The sequence below is a fragment of the Pseudomonas sp. KH_040 genome (assembly GCF_057839305.1).
The window spans coordinates 3,583,190-3,599,764 of the sequence record NZ_CM174487.1 but is presented as its reverse complement, the minus strand read 5'-3'; the positions used below and the strand labels follow the sequence as shown (position 1 = coordinate 3,599,764).

The following is a 16,575-nucleotide window of genomic DNA, read 5'->3' as shown; positions in this document are numbered from 1 at the left end:
GCGGGCAGTTTGTTGATCGGCTGACACAGACAACACCTGTAGGAGCTGCCGAAGGCTGCGATCTTTTGATTTTGCGTTTAAAAGCGAAGATCAAAAGATCGCAGCCTTCGGCAGCTCCTACAGTGGGGGTTAATTTAACGCGCGAATTGGATTACCAGCCGCCCATCCCTGAATATCCTCGATCATCTGCGAAAAGAACTGTTCATAGTTCTGCCGACTGACATACCCCACATGCGGAGTCGCCAAGACATTGTCGAGTGTGCGAAACGGGTGCATGTCCGGCAACGGCTCGTGTTCGAACACATCCAGCGCTGCCCCGGCGATGTGCTGTTTCTGCAAGGCCTTGATCAGCGCCGCTTCATCGACAATCGGCCCGCGCGCGGTGTTGACCAGCAGCGCCGTCGGCTTCATCCAGCCCAGCGCCTGCGCATCGACCAGCCCGCGACTGCGCTCGCTGAGCACCAGATGCACCGACAACACATCGGCCTGCTCGAACAGTTCCTGCTTGTTCACGTAGGTCACGCCAACCTGCTGCGCCCGTTCGGCTGTGAGGTTTTCGCTCCAGGCGATGACCCGCATGCCGAACACCTGACCGAACTGCGCAACGCGCTGGCCAATACTGCCGAGACCGAGAATGCCGAGGGTCTTGCCATGCAGATCGCCGCCCAGTCCTTGCTGCCAATGACCGGCGCGCAGGGCATTCGCCTCATTCACCAGATTGCGCGTGGCCGCCATGATCAGCGCCCAGGTCAACTCCGGGGCGGCGTGCTTGTAACTGTCGGTGCCGCAGACCTTGATCCCCAGCCTGGCGGCCGCTTGCATATCCAGCGCTGCGTTGCGCATGCCGCCGGTGACCAGCAACTTGAGATTGGGCAAACGCTTGAGCAAGTCTTCGTCGAACCGCGTGCGCTCGCGCATCACGCAAATTACTTGGTAGCGGCCCAGCCGTTCGGCCAGTGTGGCGTTGTCGGCCGGGTAATCGTGTTCAAAGGTCACTTCACCGAGGCTATCGAGCACTGACCAGTCGACCACGTCGCGGGCCACGTCCTGCCAGTCATCGATCACTGCAATCTGCACCGCCATCAGCCTTACCTCATCAACGCACGGGATTGGATGTATTCAGCCAGTCGAGCAGGGCCTTGTGGAACTGCGCCGGTTCTTCCATTTGTGGCGCGTGGCCCATGCCGGGAAACTCCACCAGCGTCGACTGCGGGATCAGCTTGGCAACCTGTTTGCCAAGCACCTCATAGTGGCCGATTTTCGCCTTCACCTCAGGCGGTGCGAGGTCCTTGCCGATGGCTGTGGTGTCTGAGGTGCCGATCAGCAGCAGGGTCGGCATCTTCAAGTCCTTGAACTCGTAGTACACCGGCTGGGTGAAAATCATGTCGTAAATCAGCGCCGAGTTCCACGCCACTTGCGTCTTGCCCGGGCCTTTGCTCAGGCCGGCGAGCATGTCCACCCAGCGGTCGAATTCCGGTTTCCAGCGGCCGTCGTAATAGGTGGTGCGCTCATAGTCGCGAATGCCCTGGGCGCTGACTTTCAGCTCGCGCTGATACCACTGATCCACGGTGCGATAGGGCACGCCGAGGGCCTTCCAGTCTTCCAGACCGATCGGGTTGACCAGTGCCAGTTGCTCGACCTGCTCGGGAAACAGCAAGGCGTAACGGGTGGCGAGCATGCCGCCGGTGGAGTGGCCGAGCAGGGTGGCTTTTTGAATGCCCAGCGCTTTGAGCAACTGCTGAGTGTTGGTCGCCAGTTGCTGGAAGCTGTACTGATAATTGTCGGGTTTGCTCGAGGTGCAGAAGCCGATCTGATCCGGCGCGATCACCCGGTAACCGGACTCGCTCAAGGCCTTGATCGAACTGTCCCAGGTGGCTGCGCAAAAATTCTTGCCATGCATCAGCACCACGGTGCGGCCATTGGCCTTGCCGTGAGCGGCGACGTCCATGTAACCCATCTGCAGGGATTTACCCTGGGACTGAAAGGCAAAGTGTTTAAGCGTGTAAGGGTATTCGAAGCCTTGCAGCTCCGGGCCATAGGCCGGGCCTTCCGGCGCGGCTTCGCTTGGCGTTGCGGCCTGTGCCGACAGGGGCAGGGCGGCGCAAAGAAACAGGCCGGGTAGCCAACGGGAAAACATGACAGACATAAGGTCAAACTCCGTTTGAAATCGGCCGATGCTGGAATGACTGGATTATGCCGACGTTAAACACAGGCAATCACCGCGCCTGATCGTTCAACCCAGCCAGCCCAGCGTCAGCAAGGCCAGCACACCATAGCGTGCAGCTTTGGCCAGGGTAACGATCAATAAAAACCGCCCGAGCGGTTCACGCATGACGCCGGCAATCAGTGTCAGCGGATCGCCAACGATCGGCAACCAGCTCAGCAGCAACGACCAGTGGCCGTAACGCTCATAGTGTTTGCGCGCCCGGGCCATGTGCGCGGGGCTGACCGGAAACCAGCGCCGATCCTGAAAGCGCTCGATGCCACGGCCCAGCCACCAGTTGACCAGCGAACCGAGTACGTTGCCCAGCGTCGCCACGGCGAGCAGACCCCACAGCCAGTAGCGTTCGCTGACGATCAAACCGACCAGCAATGCCTCGGACTGCAGCGGCAACAGGGTCGCTGCACCGAACGCGGCAAAGAACAGCCCGAAGTAGGCGGCGCCGATCAATGGGCCGGGTAGTCCGCCACGACGACGTCAGCGCCATTCTTCTTCAGGCCGATAACCTGATAAGCATCGCTCATGCCGTCCATTTCCATGCCCGGCGAACCCATCGGCATACCCGGTGCGGCGACGCCGAGCAGGTCGTCACGCTTGCTCAGGGCCAGCACTTGTTCTGCCGGCACATGACCCTCGACGAATTTGCCGTTGATGATTGCGGTGTGGCACGACGCCAGGCGCGGCGGTACGCCATGTTGTTGCTTGAAGCTGCTCATGTCGCTTTCGACGTGGTCTTCGACCTTGAAACCGTTGGCTTCGAGGTGGCTGATCCATTTTTTGCAGCAGCCGCAATTGGCGTCACGATGGACTTCGATGGGGATCAGATCGGCGGCTTGCGCCAGGGAGGAAATGAACAGGGCGCTCAGGGCGACCAGACGCAGGTGGGTACGCATAGCGGATTCTCGGCTCGGGTGACGATCAGAAAAGAACGCATTTTGACCGGTTTTTGCCGCCAGGCATCAACGCAATGTTTCCAGTTGTTGCGAGACGGGCTGGCAGGATGATCGTAGATCAAGGCTGACAGGTTGCTGAGCGCGAGATGACAAAGTTGTCAGGTGGCAATTGTGTGAACACCGTCGAACCTTGTGGGAGCGAGCCTGCTCACGAAGGCAGTGTGTCAGGCACTGGATGCAGTGACTGAAAGGACGCTTTCGCGAGCAGGCTCGCTCCCACAGGGGTTATCTGGTTTGCAGAAATTCCTGCATGAATCAGCGGACTTTGAAGCGCCCCATGATCGCGCTCACCCGGCTGTTGGCTTCGAGTAACTGATGGGTATTCAGTTCGCTGGCTTTGCCGCTCTGCACCAGCTCATCGACCATGTGACGGATCTGCACCATGCTGCGGTTGATCTCTTCGGTCACGGCGCTTTGCTGCTCGGCGGCAGTGGCGATCTGCGTGCTGAGGCTGTTGATGTGGCTGACCGAACCGGCCATTTCATCCAAACCGGAATTGACCCTTGCAGTGGCGTCGGCAGCCGACTGGCAACTGGCCTGGGTGTTTTCCATGGCACTGACCGACGAGCTCACGCCTTGCGTCAGGCGCGTCAACATCTCGTTGATTTCCGAGGTGCTGGCCTGCGTGCGCGCGGCGAGGGCGCGGACTTCATCGGCAACCACGGCAAACCCGCGGCCCTGTTCACCGGCGCGCGCTGCTTCGATTGCGGCGTTGAGCGCCAACAGGTTGGTCTGCCCGGCAATCGCACCGATCACCCCGAGGATTTCAGTGATGCGCTGAGCGTCCTGCTGCATGTTTTCAACTTTGTGTGTGGCACTGGCCACTTCATCGATCAGCGCCACCACGCTGTTGGTCGCTTCGCCCACGACCACGCGGGAACGGTCGGCGTTTTCGTTGGCGCGCTGGGTGAACGCGGCAGTTTCGGCGGCATTCTGCGCAACGCTTTCTGCTGTCGAACTCATCTCGGTGATGGCGGTAACGGTCTGATCGGTTTCCGAGGCATGACGCAGCAGGATCTGGCTGGTGCGCGCCGAGGTGCGTTGCAGGTTGTCGAGGCTCGATGCCATGGCGCCGGTGGCTTGGGTAACTTCGCCGATCATGTTTTGCAGGTAGGCAATAAAGGTGTTGACCGAGTGACCGATGGCGCCGAGTTCATCTTCAGCGCGAATGGTAATGCGCCGGGTCAGGTCGGCATCGCCGCTGGAGAGCAAATCGATGTTGGCTTTCAACGCTTTCATGCGCTGCACCAATTGGCGAATCGCGTAGACCTGCAGCAGCACCAGCAGAATCACCAGCGGAATCTGCAACAGGCTCAGGGTGCTGAGGACGTCATCACGCTGGGCCGTGAGCATTTTCGTTGGCAGGGCGGTGGCGAGGAACCACGGCGTGCCTTCAATCGGGCGCATGAAGAAGGTGCTGGCTTCGCCGTTGTTATCGAACTCGATGCGCTGCGCTTGATCGCGGTTCTGCAACGCGGCTTTGACCTGGCTGGCGAAGGTCGACGTGCCGGCCAGTTCGCTGATGTTCTTCAGCACGATCTGGCCACTGATGCGCGAGCTGTTACTGATGATCTTGCCGTCGGCTTCGATGATCAGCATTTCGGCGTTGAGGTCTTTTTCCTTGCGCGCCACTAGATCGTTGAAGAAGCCGAGGGTGACGTCAATGGTCGACACGCCCCACGCGCTACCGTTTTTCTGGATGGCCATGGCGCAGTTGGTGCGCGGCTCGGCGCTGGCATCATCCTTGTAAGCCGCCGCCCAGGCGCATTGGCCACGCGGTGTGGCCATGCCGCCCTTGTACCAGCTCTGGTCGTAATAGTTGGGGGCTGCGTCACTGTTCCAGAATGTATTCACCGCCAGTTTGCCCGAGGCATCGCGGTGCCAGAACGTGCTGAATTTGTTGCGCCCGGCTTCACGTTGCCCCGGCAAAGGCCAGATCCCGCCGCCGAATACTTTCAGCTCTGCGTACTGATCGACCAGACCTGGCAGCACTGTGTCGATGGCGGCGCTGTCGAGCAGCGGGATGGTCTGGGTGATGCTGCGCTGTTGCGCCTGCACTTTGTTCAACTCGCCCTGAATCTGCTCGGCGACTTCGGCAATGCGGTTGAGGACGACTTGTTCTTCTGTATGACGCAGCTTGGGGGCGACGAGTTGGCTGATGCCGACCACGGTCAACACCGACAACAGCAGGATGAACAGAACCAGAAACAGCGTGTAGCGAGCCTGAATAGTGCGGAATGCGGGCATGGAGACCGGTCCTTGAGCAGCGTTTCTTATTAGGGGCAGGGATAAAACAGTGCGGGTATTCACAGCGTATCGTCGTTGCGACGGGAAGCTTTAGGTACTTGCGTCCTAAAAAAACTGGGCGCCGATGACTGGTCGGTATCGGGTTCGATACACAAGCGCTGGTCATCGCCTGCGACTGGTTGAAAAAGCCATTTTCATTTCATTGTGATGACAGCTCTGGGTCAGGGTTTGCGGGGCGTTGCGCTTTTGTATCGAGAATGTACGAGAATTGTAAAAAAGTGCAGAAAGAGGTTGGTGCCATCAGTTCGCCCGCCGATACTCGCGCCCATTAATGCCGTTCAACACGGATATTTTTCATGTTCATTTCACAGGGAGTCTTCTCATGACGATCGGTATTGTCGGCGGCTGGGAGAGCAAAGCAGGCGTTATGGTTCGTAACACCGGCGCGAAAAAACAAGTGGCCCAGAGCATCAAAGTGCAGCAGATGCTGACCAAGGTCGGCACCAATCCCACCGCGCTGAATACCGCTGAAATGGACAAGCAGGGCATGCGCAAGGCCATCAAGGGCTTTGATCCTGCGAATGTTTCGGTAAAACAATTGGGAAATCTGAGCGAGATGCTGCGCAGCCGCGGGCTGATCTCAGAGATCACTTCGTTTACCTTGAAGAACGCCGGTGACAAGTTCGACCGTTTTGGCGTGACCAAAGATATCGATGCCAAATTCAACGCCCTGGAGTATTTCGCGACCCAGCTCGACGCCATTCAGAACAATGGCCTCAATGGCAACGCTTACGGCCAGAGTCTGATTCCAGAGTTCAAGAAAGCGATCTATGTTCTGCAGAACCTCAAGACCTACGGTGAAGGCAACGCCGCGAAACCGGTCGATGAAGGTGTCAAAGCCAAAGCTTGAGGCTGACCGTTTAGCCCGCTCAGCGCTTGAACGGGCTGGTTGATGTGCAAGAACCCGGCAACGCCTCGCTTCAGCGTGCTGCGACGTGTTGTTGAGCCTGATTATGCAGTCGTTGCAGGTGTGGGCAGCGCAGCTCCAGCGATCGGGCGCAATAGCCCCGATGAAACAACGCCAACCATCCAGCGCCCCGTTCATTCGGGGCAATCCCGGTAAAGACGAAGCCCATTGCCGAGAGGCTGTCCACGGCGCTGGCGAAACCGGTTGCCAGCCTGAGTCTGATCGAGACCATCCAGTGTTCAGGCAGTCGTCGTAGCTGTTGAAGCAAGCCGGCGTCGAGTTTCTTCAGCACCACGTCATAACGCCCGAAAGCGTGTTCGATCTGCATCGGCGGCCCCACCCAGGGTGCTTCTTTTTCCTGCACCCCGTGTACCTCGCACAAATGCTCCATGAATTCGCGACAGCTTTGTGGCCACGGCAATGCCGGGAGCGGGCGGCGGTAGCCATCGATAGGGGTGTAGCCGATGACAATCGACTCCGGCAGTGCTTCGCCAAACGGCGAGGGCACATAGTCGAGCAATAACCCACTGCTGCAAAAGCCGAGCCGGTCAGCCATGCGTTGGGTATAGGCGTGCTGCGTCACCTGTTTGATGGTTACACCATGGCAACCCAGCGCCTGCGCATGGATCAACAATCGAATGCCCAACTGGGTGGCGATGTTCTGCCCGCGGGTCGACGGATGGACCACGCTCAACGCCAGTTCTGCCGTATGCGATCCCGCGTTTCTGCACAACGTGGCGTGGCCGAGGATTTTTTTTCCGGATTCCGCCACCAGTGAATGCCATCTCCCATCGCCATGGTTCTGGTTGATCATCAACGGCAAATACACGTGTGGCTGTACGTAATGGTCGCCATAGATTTCCCGGAACAAACGGCTGACGGCTCCGGCATCGGAGCGGCGATAGCTGCGCAGCGTCACGTTGTCCATGGGCGTTGCTCCGGACGTGGGGCGGCGTAGTCGCGAAGGTCGACGACGCGTTGGCGTTTGCCGGAGCGCGGATGACGAGCGAGCTCATCGGCTGTGCAATAGGCGACCTGCAGCTCAAGCTGGCCATCAGCGCAGAGTTGTGCGATCAGCGGATAACGCTCGATCAAGGCGTTGTGCAAGGCTGTGCTGGCCTGAGTCGTTTCGGGTTTCAACATCTCGGGCACCCATTTCAGACACACGATATCGACGTTTGCCGATTGGCTGATCACCAGTTGCCAGTCGTCGCTGACCGTGTTGCGCTGAATGATTGTGTCGATGTCGTCGATCAGCAGGGTCAGGCTGCTGACCCGTACGCGCTGACTGCTCATGCTGCGACCCATCAAGGCAAACTTGCGCATGCTCGCCGTGGCCGGCTCTCGCCAGCAGGCGAGATCACCCACGGGATAGCGGATCAATGGCATAAGCCGGCGGGTGAGGTTGGTGATCAGCAGGCGTCCGGTGCGATCGCATTCTTCAATCACTTCACCGGTGTGTTCATCGATAATTTCCAGCACGCTGTGGCTGGCGAGCATGCGGTGTTCGCCCAAGGCACAATCGCGGCTTGTGGCGCCGATGAACCCCGCGTCGACACTGGCGTAGCCGATGGAAGCGATCCGTGCGTTGGGGAACACTCTGTGCAACATCTGCAATTGCCCGGCGAACAGGCTCTCGCCGCCGTAAAGCACGCTTTCGACCTCGGCCAGAGTTTGCCCCTGGCGCTCCAGCACGCTGGCGAACGTCAGTAATTGCGCAGGCACGCCGGCCAGCACATTGATTCGGTGCTGGCGGATAGAGTCAGTCAGCAGTGTAAAGTCGACGTCGCCGGTGAAGGGGTATTCGGTAATACCTGACGTTTCGTGTGCCAACGCGTCGTGGATAAAGATGAAACTGGCATACAGCTCGCCGACAAAAAACAGATTTGCAACCCGGTCTCCCGGATTGAGTTGGCTCGCCAGATGGCGACCGAAGTCGCGCACAAGTGTCTGCCACTCCTCACGGGTGAATACCGAAAGTTTACCCGCGCTGGTGGTTCCACCGGTCTTGAACACGAGTGCGCGTTCAACCGCTGAAGTCAGTACTGGCCATTGATCGAGGTTATTGCTGCTGGCCCAGTATTGTTGCGGATCAATCGGCGGAAGTTGATCCAGTGTGCTGATCTGCGGCGCAAGGTCTTGCCAATGTCTGGCGTAATACGTTGAGTGTTCGCGGGCGAAGGCGAGCAACTTGCTCAGTTCAAGTGTTGTGTTCATGGGGGGCTCTTTAATTGTTCTGGTCATGGACGAAGTTGGACTTTCAGCGGCGAGCGTCGACCACTGCCGGTATCTTTCCGCTATGCCTGTTTCTGTCGAACTGTTGCGTCTCGCAGGTTTGCGTTTGCACCGTGAGCAGCCCGGCTCGCACAAGGTTCGTCAGCGTCGCGTAGCCTTCCAGTCGGAGGAGGATGTCGGCGGGGGCAGCGGGGCTGCGAACCAGCAGGCGTTCGAGGCCGTCAGGGGCGTGATCGAGGTGCAACTGAAACGGTGCTTGCAGGTGTCTGCCGAGTTCGTTCAGGCAGATGAAATCGCTACCGATACGCAGCAGCCTGCCGTGCCGTTGCAGCAGCTCGAACCGCGGGGAACTCAGCCCGCACGCGCAATCGCCGGGCAACCAGCGCCCTGTGTCGCCGACCTCATAACGCTGTACCTGCTGACCTTCGCGGGCTTTGGAAGTGAACAGTAAACGGCCGATTTCATTGCCAACGACAGGCACGTCCTCCTCCAGCGCGACGATTTCCAGATGCTGGATCGCGTCCATCAGATGAAACACGCCATCACCGGTCGCGGCGCAGGCATGTCCGCAGGGGCCGGCATCGACACTGCCGTACACCGCCGAGCGGATGCTGGCAACGCCACAGCGCTGCAACAGTTCGCGGCACTGCTCACTGATGTGTTCACCGCCGAGAAAGACTTTTTCGATGGCGCCATAACGGCTCAGACGCTGCTGTTCGTTGAGGAACAAGCGATGCAGGGAGCTGGGCATGCCGATCAGTACGGTGACCTGTTGTTCGATGATGACTTGTGCAATATCGCCGTAGTCATCGTCGGCGGGAGCACCCATTGGCAGGTGGCTGGCCCCCAATGTTTCCAGCACTTTGGCAAAACTGAAGAAGCCGCCGTACAAACCGCCACTGAAGAACAGGTTCATCACCTTGTCGCGGCTCGGATCGAGACCCGCCGCAAACAACCCGTCGGCCGTTGCGCGTATTTGCCGTTGAAAATCGCGGTAGCTGTATCCCGCCAGCGCCGGTGTGCCGCTGCTGCCGCCAGAGCGGAAAAACAGTTGCGCCGCTGCTGTCGTCGGCCGCGCGATAAACGCTGCTTTGTCGGTGATCGCCAGGCCCGCCAGCGTCGGCTTGCAAGCTGGACGGTCGAGGGTCATGTGGGTGGGCAACTGCGTCGGTGCGACGCTGACCGACACCCGCCGGCTCAGACGTTGCAGTGCATAGACGCCGTCATGGGGTTCGCCATCGTAGCCATCATGGATTGCATCAATGGGCGCAATTCGGCTGACGCCGGCGGCAATCAATGTTCGCGACAATGCACCGATCTGCGCTTCGTCGCACATCAGTGCGCAGCTCTGTAAAACGTTGCGCCAAGGCAGCAGGTTTTGCGTCAGTCGCGCACGCGGCAGGGGTTTGAGCAGCACCGTGCGAAACAGCGGCGAGGGCGCAAGCAACTGATCATGGCTCCAGATCACTCGCCATCCCGGTGTGCTCCAGACCTGCGCCGTCACTGCGGAAAAACTCTGGCTCAGACGTGTCATCAGGGTGCGGGTGGTGATTTCGCTGGCTTCTTGAACCGTCGGGATCAGTGCCGGCCATTGTCCGGCGCGGCGCTCGAACGCCTTGGCCAATTCGTTGCCGATTGCTTGTAGAACAGCGGGGTCATCGCTATCGACCAACAACCATTGCGGGCTGGAGCAGGCTTGCTGATCCAGACGGCAGACCTCATCGACCAGCGCGTCCAGTGCCTGTGGCGAGGCCGCTTGCGGCGTCAGGTAGGCAAAACTGATGCGGTGCCCCCAGTCGATCCAGCGACATCCGGGCGGCAACTGTTGGCGGATCGCCTGCAGCGCCGCTTCGCCACCCCACGCCGAAACGCCGTTGGCCATTTTGCACAAACGGCCGATCTGCAGGGTCGCCACCGGTAACACCGCGACGTAATGGCGCAACTCACCGCTGGGGTCGCATTGCACCAGCGTGTGCAACAGGCGCGCCGTCAGGCCTTGGTCACTGCTGCTGGGCCGTAGCCAGTTGATGTTGCCGGCCAAGAGACTTTCAATCAGCGCGCAGCACGCCAGCAGCGGCGCGTTGGCTGGCGTGACGTGGACCACCAGTCCCAGCGGACTCCAGCGCTCAAAGCGCGAATGCTGATAATCGACACGTCGCAGCGATTCAGCCTGATCGCCCAGTTCACGTTCAAGCTTGTGTTGCAGGGCGTGCGGCTGACAGAAGTCGATCAGCACCTGGCGTTGTTCATCGTCCAGCGGCAGATCGGGGTTGTGCAATTGCCCTGCAAAATGTGCGGCGGCAGTCAGTACGGTGGCGCTGTCCAGCGGCGTACTCAGGTGTTGCGGCAAGGTCTGCTGCAGCAGCGCCAGTGCGTTATCGAGGTCGACATCTGCGTGCAGTTCTCCGTTGATCAGGTACATGTCAGTGCCCCCCCAGCAATTCGGACGCGGCCATCGCACAGCTTCTACCGGCCGTGGTGCCTGCGCGACCCTGCAGTTCGAACCAGTCACTGGCGAGGCCGCAATCACAACTCGACCCGGGATGCAGCGTCGCCAGATCGCTCATCACCACCGCGTGCGCCGGGCTGGACGAGATGTAGGGCGAGACGAATCCCAGCAAGCCCTGCTGACCGTAAGGCTGGATGGAAAAGTCCTGCGGATTGCGCACGTAAGCTTTGGCGTAAACGGGGACATGAAAATGATGCCGGGCACATTCGATATACGGCACCGCATGTTCGACCGCGCCGTAACCGTCGCGGCACTGCGAAACTTCGATGCCCAGTTGCCGGGCGATGCGCCCATACAGTTGTTGTTTTGGAACTTCCTCGCTGGATCGGGTTTTCCAGCCACCGCCGAAAAACACCAGTGAAGTACTCGGCAGTTTCAGCGCAGGCACGCCGGTGGCCTGCATCTGCTGCAAGGTCTGCCAAAGAAACGCCGGGAAGCCGAAAATGCGCACGGGCAGGCCTTCTTCGGCGAACGCTTGCAGGGCCGCGATGACCCCGAACACATCGAACTGATGGCCATCGCCGTTGCAGCGCAAGGCGTAGACAACGCGGTTGACGGGCGCAAAGCGGCAGAGGAATTGGTCGGTGTAGGACGTCCCCAGGGTGATCGCGCCCCGCGGTTCGTAGCTCAGCAGCAGGTAATTGCACGGCGTATCCGCTGAATGCCAACCGTAATGACTAAAGATTCGTTCAACCATGAACTGCGCGGCCGACAGACTGCGCGGGTCATAGCGCATGCGGCTTTTTTGGCCGCTGGTGCCGGACGATGTCAGTTCCAGGGCATCCTCCCCGGTGGGGCTGAGTAACAGTTGCTGCTTGAAAAAATTGGCCAGAATCGGCGGTAGCCGGGACCAGTCATCGAGGCTGTCCAGATCCTTCACATCGAGGCCGTTGGCGTTCAGCCAATGTTCGTAGCCGGGTGTGTGCTGGCAATGAAAATGACTGATCTCGGTCATGGCCCGATCAAACAGGCCTGCTGGCACGGAATCCGGGCAATAGGGGTGTGGCAATGCGCAAAGCGCATCGCTGGCGGGGAAGTGATTCATTCAATAGTCCGTTATTGAGCAGTGGAGGAGTCGGGAGGTGTGCGTTGCAACAAACCGTGCAACAGGGGCAGGCACATCAGGCCGCTGAGGGCGGCGCAGAGTGCGAAGAGGTCGAGGCGGGCGCCACCGCCGATGCCGGCAATCAGTGAGCCGCCGAGCCCCATCACAGCAATCGAAATCATGCCGGCCAGCGCCGAAACCAACCCCTTGCTGTCGTCGCTGGCAAACAGCGCCAGCCGATACAGCGCAGCGTTGCTCATTCCCAGCCCGACCGCGTACAGCGCCAGACTGGCAACCACTGCGCCCAGTCCGGCACCTGACAGCGCGCAGGCAATCAACGCCACAAGGCCCAGACAAAAAGGCCAGAGCGCCAACCGGATCAACCGGGATAAAGAATGCGTAACCAGCAAGCGGTCGAGGATCAGATTGCCAGTGATGACGGCGGAAAAAACCGGAATCTGCCACAAGGCATATTCCAGCGGCATCAGCTCGAGCAGCTGCATCAGCAGCAATGGTGCCAGGCCGATCCAGGCGATCAGCGGCAGGCTCATGAGCCCCAGTGCGAGACTGGCAGCGAGGAAGCGACGATTACTCAAGAGAGCTCGGTAGCGTTGACCGGTCTGGCGCCAGGAAAAAGGCACGGCGGCTTGTACTTGCCCATCGCCGCGAGTGACCCCGACCGTTTCCGGCATGCAGACGAAAAGCCCCAGCCAGACCATTGATGCGGCAAAACCCAGGCCCAGAAACAGCTCGCGCCAGGATAGCCATTGCAGCAAGACAATACCCAGTAGCGGCCCCAGCAGCGGTGAAAGCAGGGCGATATTGCCGAGCAGCGCCATCAAACGCACCGCATCGGCCTCGCAGAATACTTCCTGAAGGGCGGGATAACTGACCGCGACCACGAAACCCAGGCCCATGCCTTGCAACAGTCGCAGCAGATTGAAGGTTTCAATGCGCTGGGTGGCAAATGCACTTGCGCAGGCGATTGCAAACAATGCGCAGCCGATCAACAGTACCCGCCGCCGACCCCATTGATCGGACAGCGGCCCAATCAGCCATTGCAGGCAGACTCCGCCGATCAGATACAGATTGAACGCATGGGGAACATGTCTGACGTCGGCCTGAAGTTCTGTTGTCACGGCCAACATGGCTGGCATGATCAAGTCACTTGCCATATACGTCAGAAGTTCAAAAGCGCTCAGCGCCAAACAAAACCCTAGTACTTGTCGCGGCCCGATTCTTATAAGTGTTCTCTGCATAAACGTCCCTGTTAGAGAGTAGAAGAAAGTTGCCAGAGACTAGTTGCAGAGGCGGGTGTGACCTATTCTTTTGCTGCGACATTAGATTTCAAATGCTTGCAACTTGTTTAGCCAGTCCGCTTTGCGTATCAGGTGAGTTTCAACTGCGCGGCAGCCGGCGTCGGCAAAAACAGAAGAGCCCGCAACAGGGCGGGCTTTGTTTGAAGTTGATCGGGCTTGTTGAGTTCCTGCCTCAATCTGTTCATGGGCAAGCGGGCAGGGCGAACAATCCTGTTCTAGCGATGTTGGTAATAACCAGGGCCACCCTGGTAATAACGGTGGTGATCGTCATGCCAGCCGCCGTGGGGGAAGATGATGCAGCCACTCAGGGTCAGCAGTGCAAGAACGGGAATCAGCCAGGTGATTCGACGCAGCATTTTGAAAATTCCTCATGGTTACGCCGTCATGAAGCCAAAACTCTTCATCGGCTGTAACATGAGACCCCGATTGCAGCGGCGCATCCCCGTAGAACGGTATGTGCATGGCATGCAAGCGGATACAAACCGGATACATTTCACCGTTTCAGGAAGCCGCAATGACCCACAAGCAACGCTTGATTTATTCGATTCTGATCGCCGTGTCGGTCCTGGCGATCATGCTCGGCCTGTCCTGGCTGCAAAACCAAGGAATGATTTCGGAAAAGACGTTCCAGTTCGTCGCCATCGGTGTGGCAGTGATCGTGGTGGTGATCAACGGCGTCATGCGCCGCAAGGTCAAGCCTTGACGGCGTTTGCCGCACGCATCAATCGTTGTTGAGGACTGCCGCAGCCTGTGGATGCAGGCTGTAGCTCTTGTCTTCATTGAAGGTGATCACCCCTTCGGCGCATAGACGCTTGAGCACTTCGCGCACACTGAGAAAGGACAGCGGGATATCCAGATCCAGCAATTGGCTGTGGACGCCGCGCACACCCAGACGCCGCTCGCTTTGTGCGGCGACCAGCAGGGCATCAATGACTTTCAGACGAATCAGGCTGGTGCGCAGCCCGAAACTTTTCAGCAGCAAACGGATGCGTTCGTTGCCGTGACGCTCGACGCGTTGCCCGAAATCGCTCGCGTGTGGGCTCATGGAAGCTCCTTTGGGGGCCTGGCTACCGTCCGTTGGTAGTTGCGAGTTGTACATGCGATTACTCCTTTTCAGAGCCTGATCGGGAAAGGTTTTTTTGCGCTCTTTAAACAAGACGTATCAGCACGACAAATCATGAAAGAAAAGATGTAGAAAATTTGTCGGGGGTTTGTCTTTTTCTTGTGATTCTGGCTTGAGATCGCTTTGGGCTTGGCGGCCTTTGGGCCGACCAGGCTCTTGGGGTTTTGGGTGAATATCCGTTGTTTTGGGTGTTGCGGCTGGCGGTTTCGCTCTTACAGCGAGTCCCTTTGGCAAACGCCCCAAAGGAACCAAAGGTCTGGGCCCCGGCGTTCGGCCCTCGCCGTGGCTCGGGTGCCTTCGTTGCGGGATCTATCCGGGGGCATCGCCTACGGTTTGCTTCGCTGCACCTCCTCTCGATGTGTTCGACTTCGTCGAACGGTCTGCAGTGGTCTAATTTCCCCGGACACCCCGATAGGTGGAAAATACATCTATCGAGGAGTTATTCATGACTAAAAAACGCAGGGCATTCGACGACAGCTTCAAGCTGCAAGTCGTGAAGATGATCAAGGATCAGGGACTCACCGTTGTACAGGTTTGCCAGGATCTGAACATTGGTGAGACAGCCGTTCGACGCTGGGTTCAGCAATACGAGGCAGAGCAACTGGGGCAGGCCGGAATCGGCAAGCCATTAACGGCAGAGCAACAGCGCATCCGGCAATTGGAACAGGAAAATCGTCAGCTCAAGGTGGACAACGACATCTTAAAAAAGGCTACCGCCTTCTTTGCCCGCGAGCTGAAGTAAGGTATCGACTGGTTCGGCAGCTGCAACAGAAGGCTTACTCAGTGGCACATGTCTGTCGGTTGCTGAGCATCAGTCGTTCAGGCTTCTATGAGTCTCAGAAGCGTGCTGATGCGCCTGTTCGGCAGAGTTGTCCTGTTCTTGTGCAACTCAAGGCGTCTTTCGCCGAGAGTGGAGGCTGCTACGGCAGCCGCCCTTTGCGCGACGCTTTGCGCGGTAAAGGCATGCTTGTCGGGCTGTATAAAATCCGTCGATTGATGCGGGCTAACGGACTGCGTTCAGCCTGGAAGCGCAAGTTTGTACACACAACCGATAGTAATCATGACCTGCCGATTGCAGAGAATGTACTGAGCAGAAATTTTGACCAAGTGGCGCCAAACAAGGCTTGGGTAGCCGACATCACCTATATCCGCACCCGCAGTGGCTGGTTGTATCTGGCCGTGGTATTGGACTTGTTTTCACGCAAGATAGTGGGCTGGTCGATGGCTCCGAACATGCCGGCAGAGCTGGTGTGCACTGCGATGCAACTGGCTATCGCGCAACGTCAACCGCCACCAGGCTTGATTGCCCACTCAGATCGGGGTAGCCAATATGCGAGTGCAGCTTACAGAGAATTACTGGCAAGAAACGACATGCAGCAGAGCATGAGCCGTAAAGGTAATTGCTGGGACAACGCAGTGATGGAGCGCTTCTTTTTGAGTTTGAAAATGGAGCGGGTATGGCGACGTGACTACGCGAACCACGCTGAAGCGATCCGCGACATCACCGAATACATCGTTGGGTTTTACAACAACGAACGGCTGCACTCGAAACTGGGATATCTGCCACCGACCGTTTATGAGCGAGCGATGGCGTCAAAACCACCTATCGAGGTGTCCGGAATTAGTTGACCACTGCAGTCGCTGCGCTCCCACCCCCGGATAAATCCCTCCACTCAGCCTGCCGAAGGGGCCAGCACGGCAAGATCAAGAGCTGCAGCCGAGCTAACGCTCATCCTGTTGAGTGGTGAGAAGCGGGGTGGGTGGGGCTTTTGATTTGCTTGCGAATTTGAGTGCGGCTCGGTATTTCATGTCGGCATACCTCTACCAATCACCTCGGTCAGTTCCCTCTCCCTCTGGGAGATAGCTAGGGTGAGGAGTTTTTGATCTGCTTCTGGGTTCGAGTCCGGCTCGGTATTTCATGTCGGCGTACCTCTACCAATCACCTCGGTCAGTTCC

General features: G+C 58.5%; 14 protein-coding genes and 2 pseudogenes. 3 read left to right on the top strand and 13 right to left on the bottom strand.

The window, feature by feature from the left end; all coding sequences use genetic code 11:
• Positions 1–129: 129 nt before the first annotated feature.
• The 6 genes and pseudogenes from AC3IUF_RS16010 to AC3IUF_RS15985 form a co-directional block, all read right to left on the bottom strand.
• Positions 130–1,083 carry a D-2-hydroxyacid dehydrogenase family protein gene (locus AC3IUF_RS16010; protein WP_007918139.1) on the bottom strand — a complete coding sequence of 318 codons (954 nt, stop codon included), beginning with the start codon at positions 1,081–1,083 and terminating at the stop codon, positions 130–132.
• A gap of 13 nt (positions 1,084–1,096) precedes the next feature.
• Positions 1,097–2,146: an alpha/beta fold hydrolase gene (locus AC3IUF_RS16005; RefSeq protein WP_007918137.1), complete on the bottom strand. Its 1,050-nt coding sequence runs from the start codon at positions 2,144–2,146 to the stop codon at positions 1,097–1,099.
• Positions 2,147–2,233: 87 nt separating this feature from the next.
• A complete protein-coding gene (locus tag AC3IUF_RS16000; RefSeq protein ID WP_042704985.1) occupies positions 2,234–2,668 on the bottom strand; it encodes a YqaA family protein in 435 nt (144 codons plus the stop codon).
• Complete coding sequence (locus tag AC3IUF_RS15995; protein WP_007918132.1) at positions 2,668–3,114, bottom strand: DUF411 domain-containing protein; 447 nt, start codon at positions 3,112–3,114, stop codon at positions 2,668–2,670. Before AC3IUF_RS15995 ends, AC3IUF_RS16000 begins: the two co-directional genes overlap by 1 nt.
• Before the next feature lie 315 nt (positions 3,115–3,429).
• A pseudogene (locus tag AC3IUF_RS15990) lies at positions 3,430–3,957 on the bottom strand (methyl-accepting chemotaxis protein); the annotation flags it as partial.
• A gap of 333 nt (positions 3,958–4,290) precedes the next feature.
• Positions 4,291–5,421, bottom strand: a pseudogene (locus AC3IUF_RS15985) (HAMP domain-containing protein); the annotation flags it as partial.
• A 382-nt stretch (positions 5,422–5,803) separates the two neighbouring features.
• On the opposite strand from AC3IUF_RS15985, the gene AC3IUF_RS15980 reads away from it, so the two are divergent.
• Positions 5,804–6,331, top strand: coding sequence for a hypothetical protein (locus tag AC3IUF_RS15980; RefSeq protein ID WP_007918129.1), 528 nt, complete (start codon positions 5,804–5,806; stop codon positions 6,329–6,331).
• Positions 6,332–6,401: 70 nt separating this feature from the next.
• Here AC3IUF_RS15980 and AC3IUF_RS15975 read toward each other — a convergent pair whose 3' ends face one another.
• The 6 genes from AC3IUF_RS15975 to AC3IUF_RS15950 all read right to left on the bottom strand — a co-directional run bounded on the left by AC3IUF_RS15975 (position 6,402) and on the right by AC3IUF_RS15950 (position 13,852).
• Complete coding sequence (locus AC3IUF_RS15975) at positions 6,402–7,316, bottom strand: GNAT family N-acetyltransferase (protein ID WP_007918120.1); 915 nt, start codon at positions 7,314–7,316, stop codon at positions 6,402–6,404.
• Entirely contained in the window at positions 7,304–8,605 is a 1,302-nt protein-coding gene (locus AC3IUF_RS15970; protein ID WP_489278578.1) for a phenylacetate--CoA ligase family protein, read from the bottom strand. Before AC3IUF_RS15970 ends, AC3IUF_RS15975 begins: the two co-directional genes overlap by 13 nt.
• 43 nt (positions 8,606–8,648) lie before the next feature.
• A complete protein-coding gene (locus AC3IUF_RS15965; protein ID WP_489278576.1) occupies positions 8,649–11,045 on the bottom strand; it encodes an acyl-CoA reductase in 2,397 nt (798 codons plus the stop codon).
• Between the two features lies 1 nt (position 11,046).
• On the bottom strand, positions 11,047–12,177 hold the full coding sequence (locus AC3IUF_RS15960; protein ID WP_489278575.1) for a LuxE/PaaK family acyltransferase: 1,131 nt from the start codon (positions 12,175–12,177) through the stop codon (positions 11,047–11,049).
• Between the two features lie 11 nt (positions 12,178–12,188).
• A complete protein-coding gene (locus AC3IUF_RS15955) occupies positions 12,189–13,436 on the bottom strand; it encodes an MFS transporter (protein WP_489278573.1) in 1,248 nt (415 codons plus the stop codon).
• 275 nt (positions 13,437–13,711) lie between these two features.
• A complete protein-coding gene (locus tag AC3IUF_RS15950) occupies positions 13,712–13,852 on the bottom strand; it encodes a hypothetical protein (protein ID WP_007918111.1) in 141 nt (46 codons plus the stop codon).
• Positions 13,853–14,010: 158 nt separating this feature from the next.
• Here AC3IUF_RS15950 and AC3IUF_RS15945 point away from each other — a divergent pair, with 158 nt between their 5' ends.
• A complete protein-coding gene (locus tag AC3IUF_RS15945) occupies positions 14,011–14,199 on the top strand; it encodes a hypothetical protein (protein WP_007918108.1) in 189 nt (62 codons plus the stop codon).
• Between the two features lie 18 nt (positions 14,200–14,217).
• On the opposite strand, the gene AC3IUF_RS15940 is transcribed toward AC3IUF_RS15945, so the two are convergent.
• Positions 14,218–14,595, bottom strand: a complete 378-nt coding sequence (locus AC3IUF_RS15940; RefSeq protein WP_007918105.1) for a hypothetical protein — start codon at positions 14,593–14,595, stop codon at positions 14,218–14,220.
• Positions 14,596–15,064: 469 nt separating this feature from the next.
• Here AC3IUF_RS15940 and AC3IUF_RS15935 point away from each other — a divergent pair.
• Positions 15,065–16,248, top strand: a protein-coding gene (locus AC3IUF_RS15935; protein ID WP_463543596.1) for an IS3 family transposase whose coding sequence is annotated in 2 segments (ribosomal slippage) — positions 15,065–15,329 and positions 15,329–16,248 — 1,185 coding nt in all. Because the reading frame shifts where the segments join, the coding sequence is not laid out codon by codon here.
• Positions 16,249–16,575: the final 327 nt, after the last annotated feature.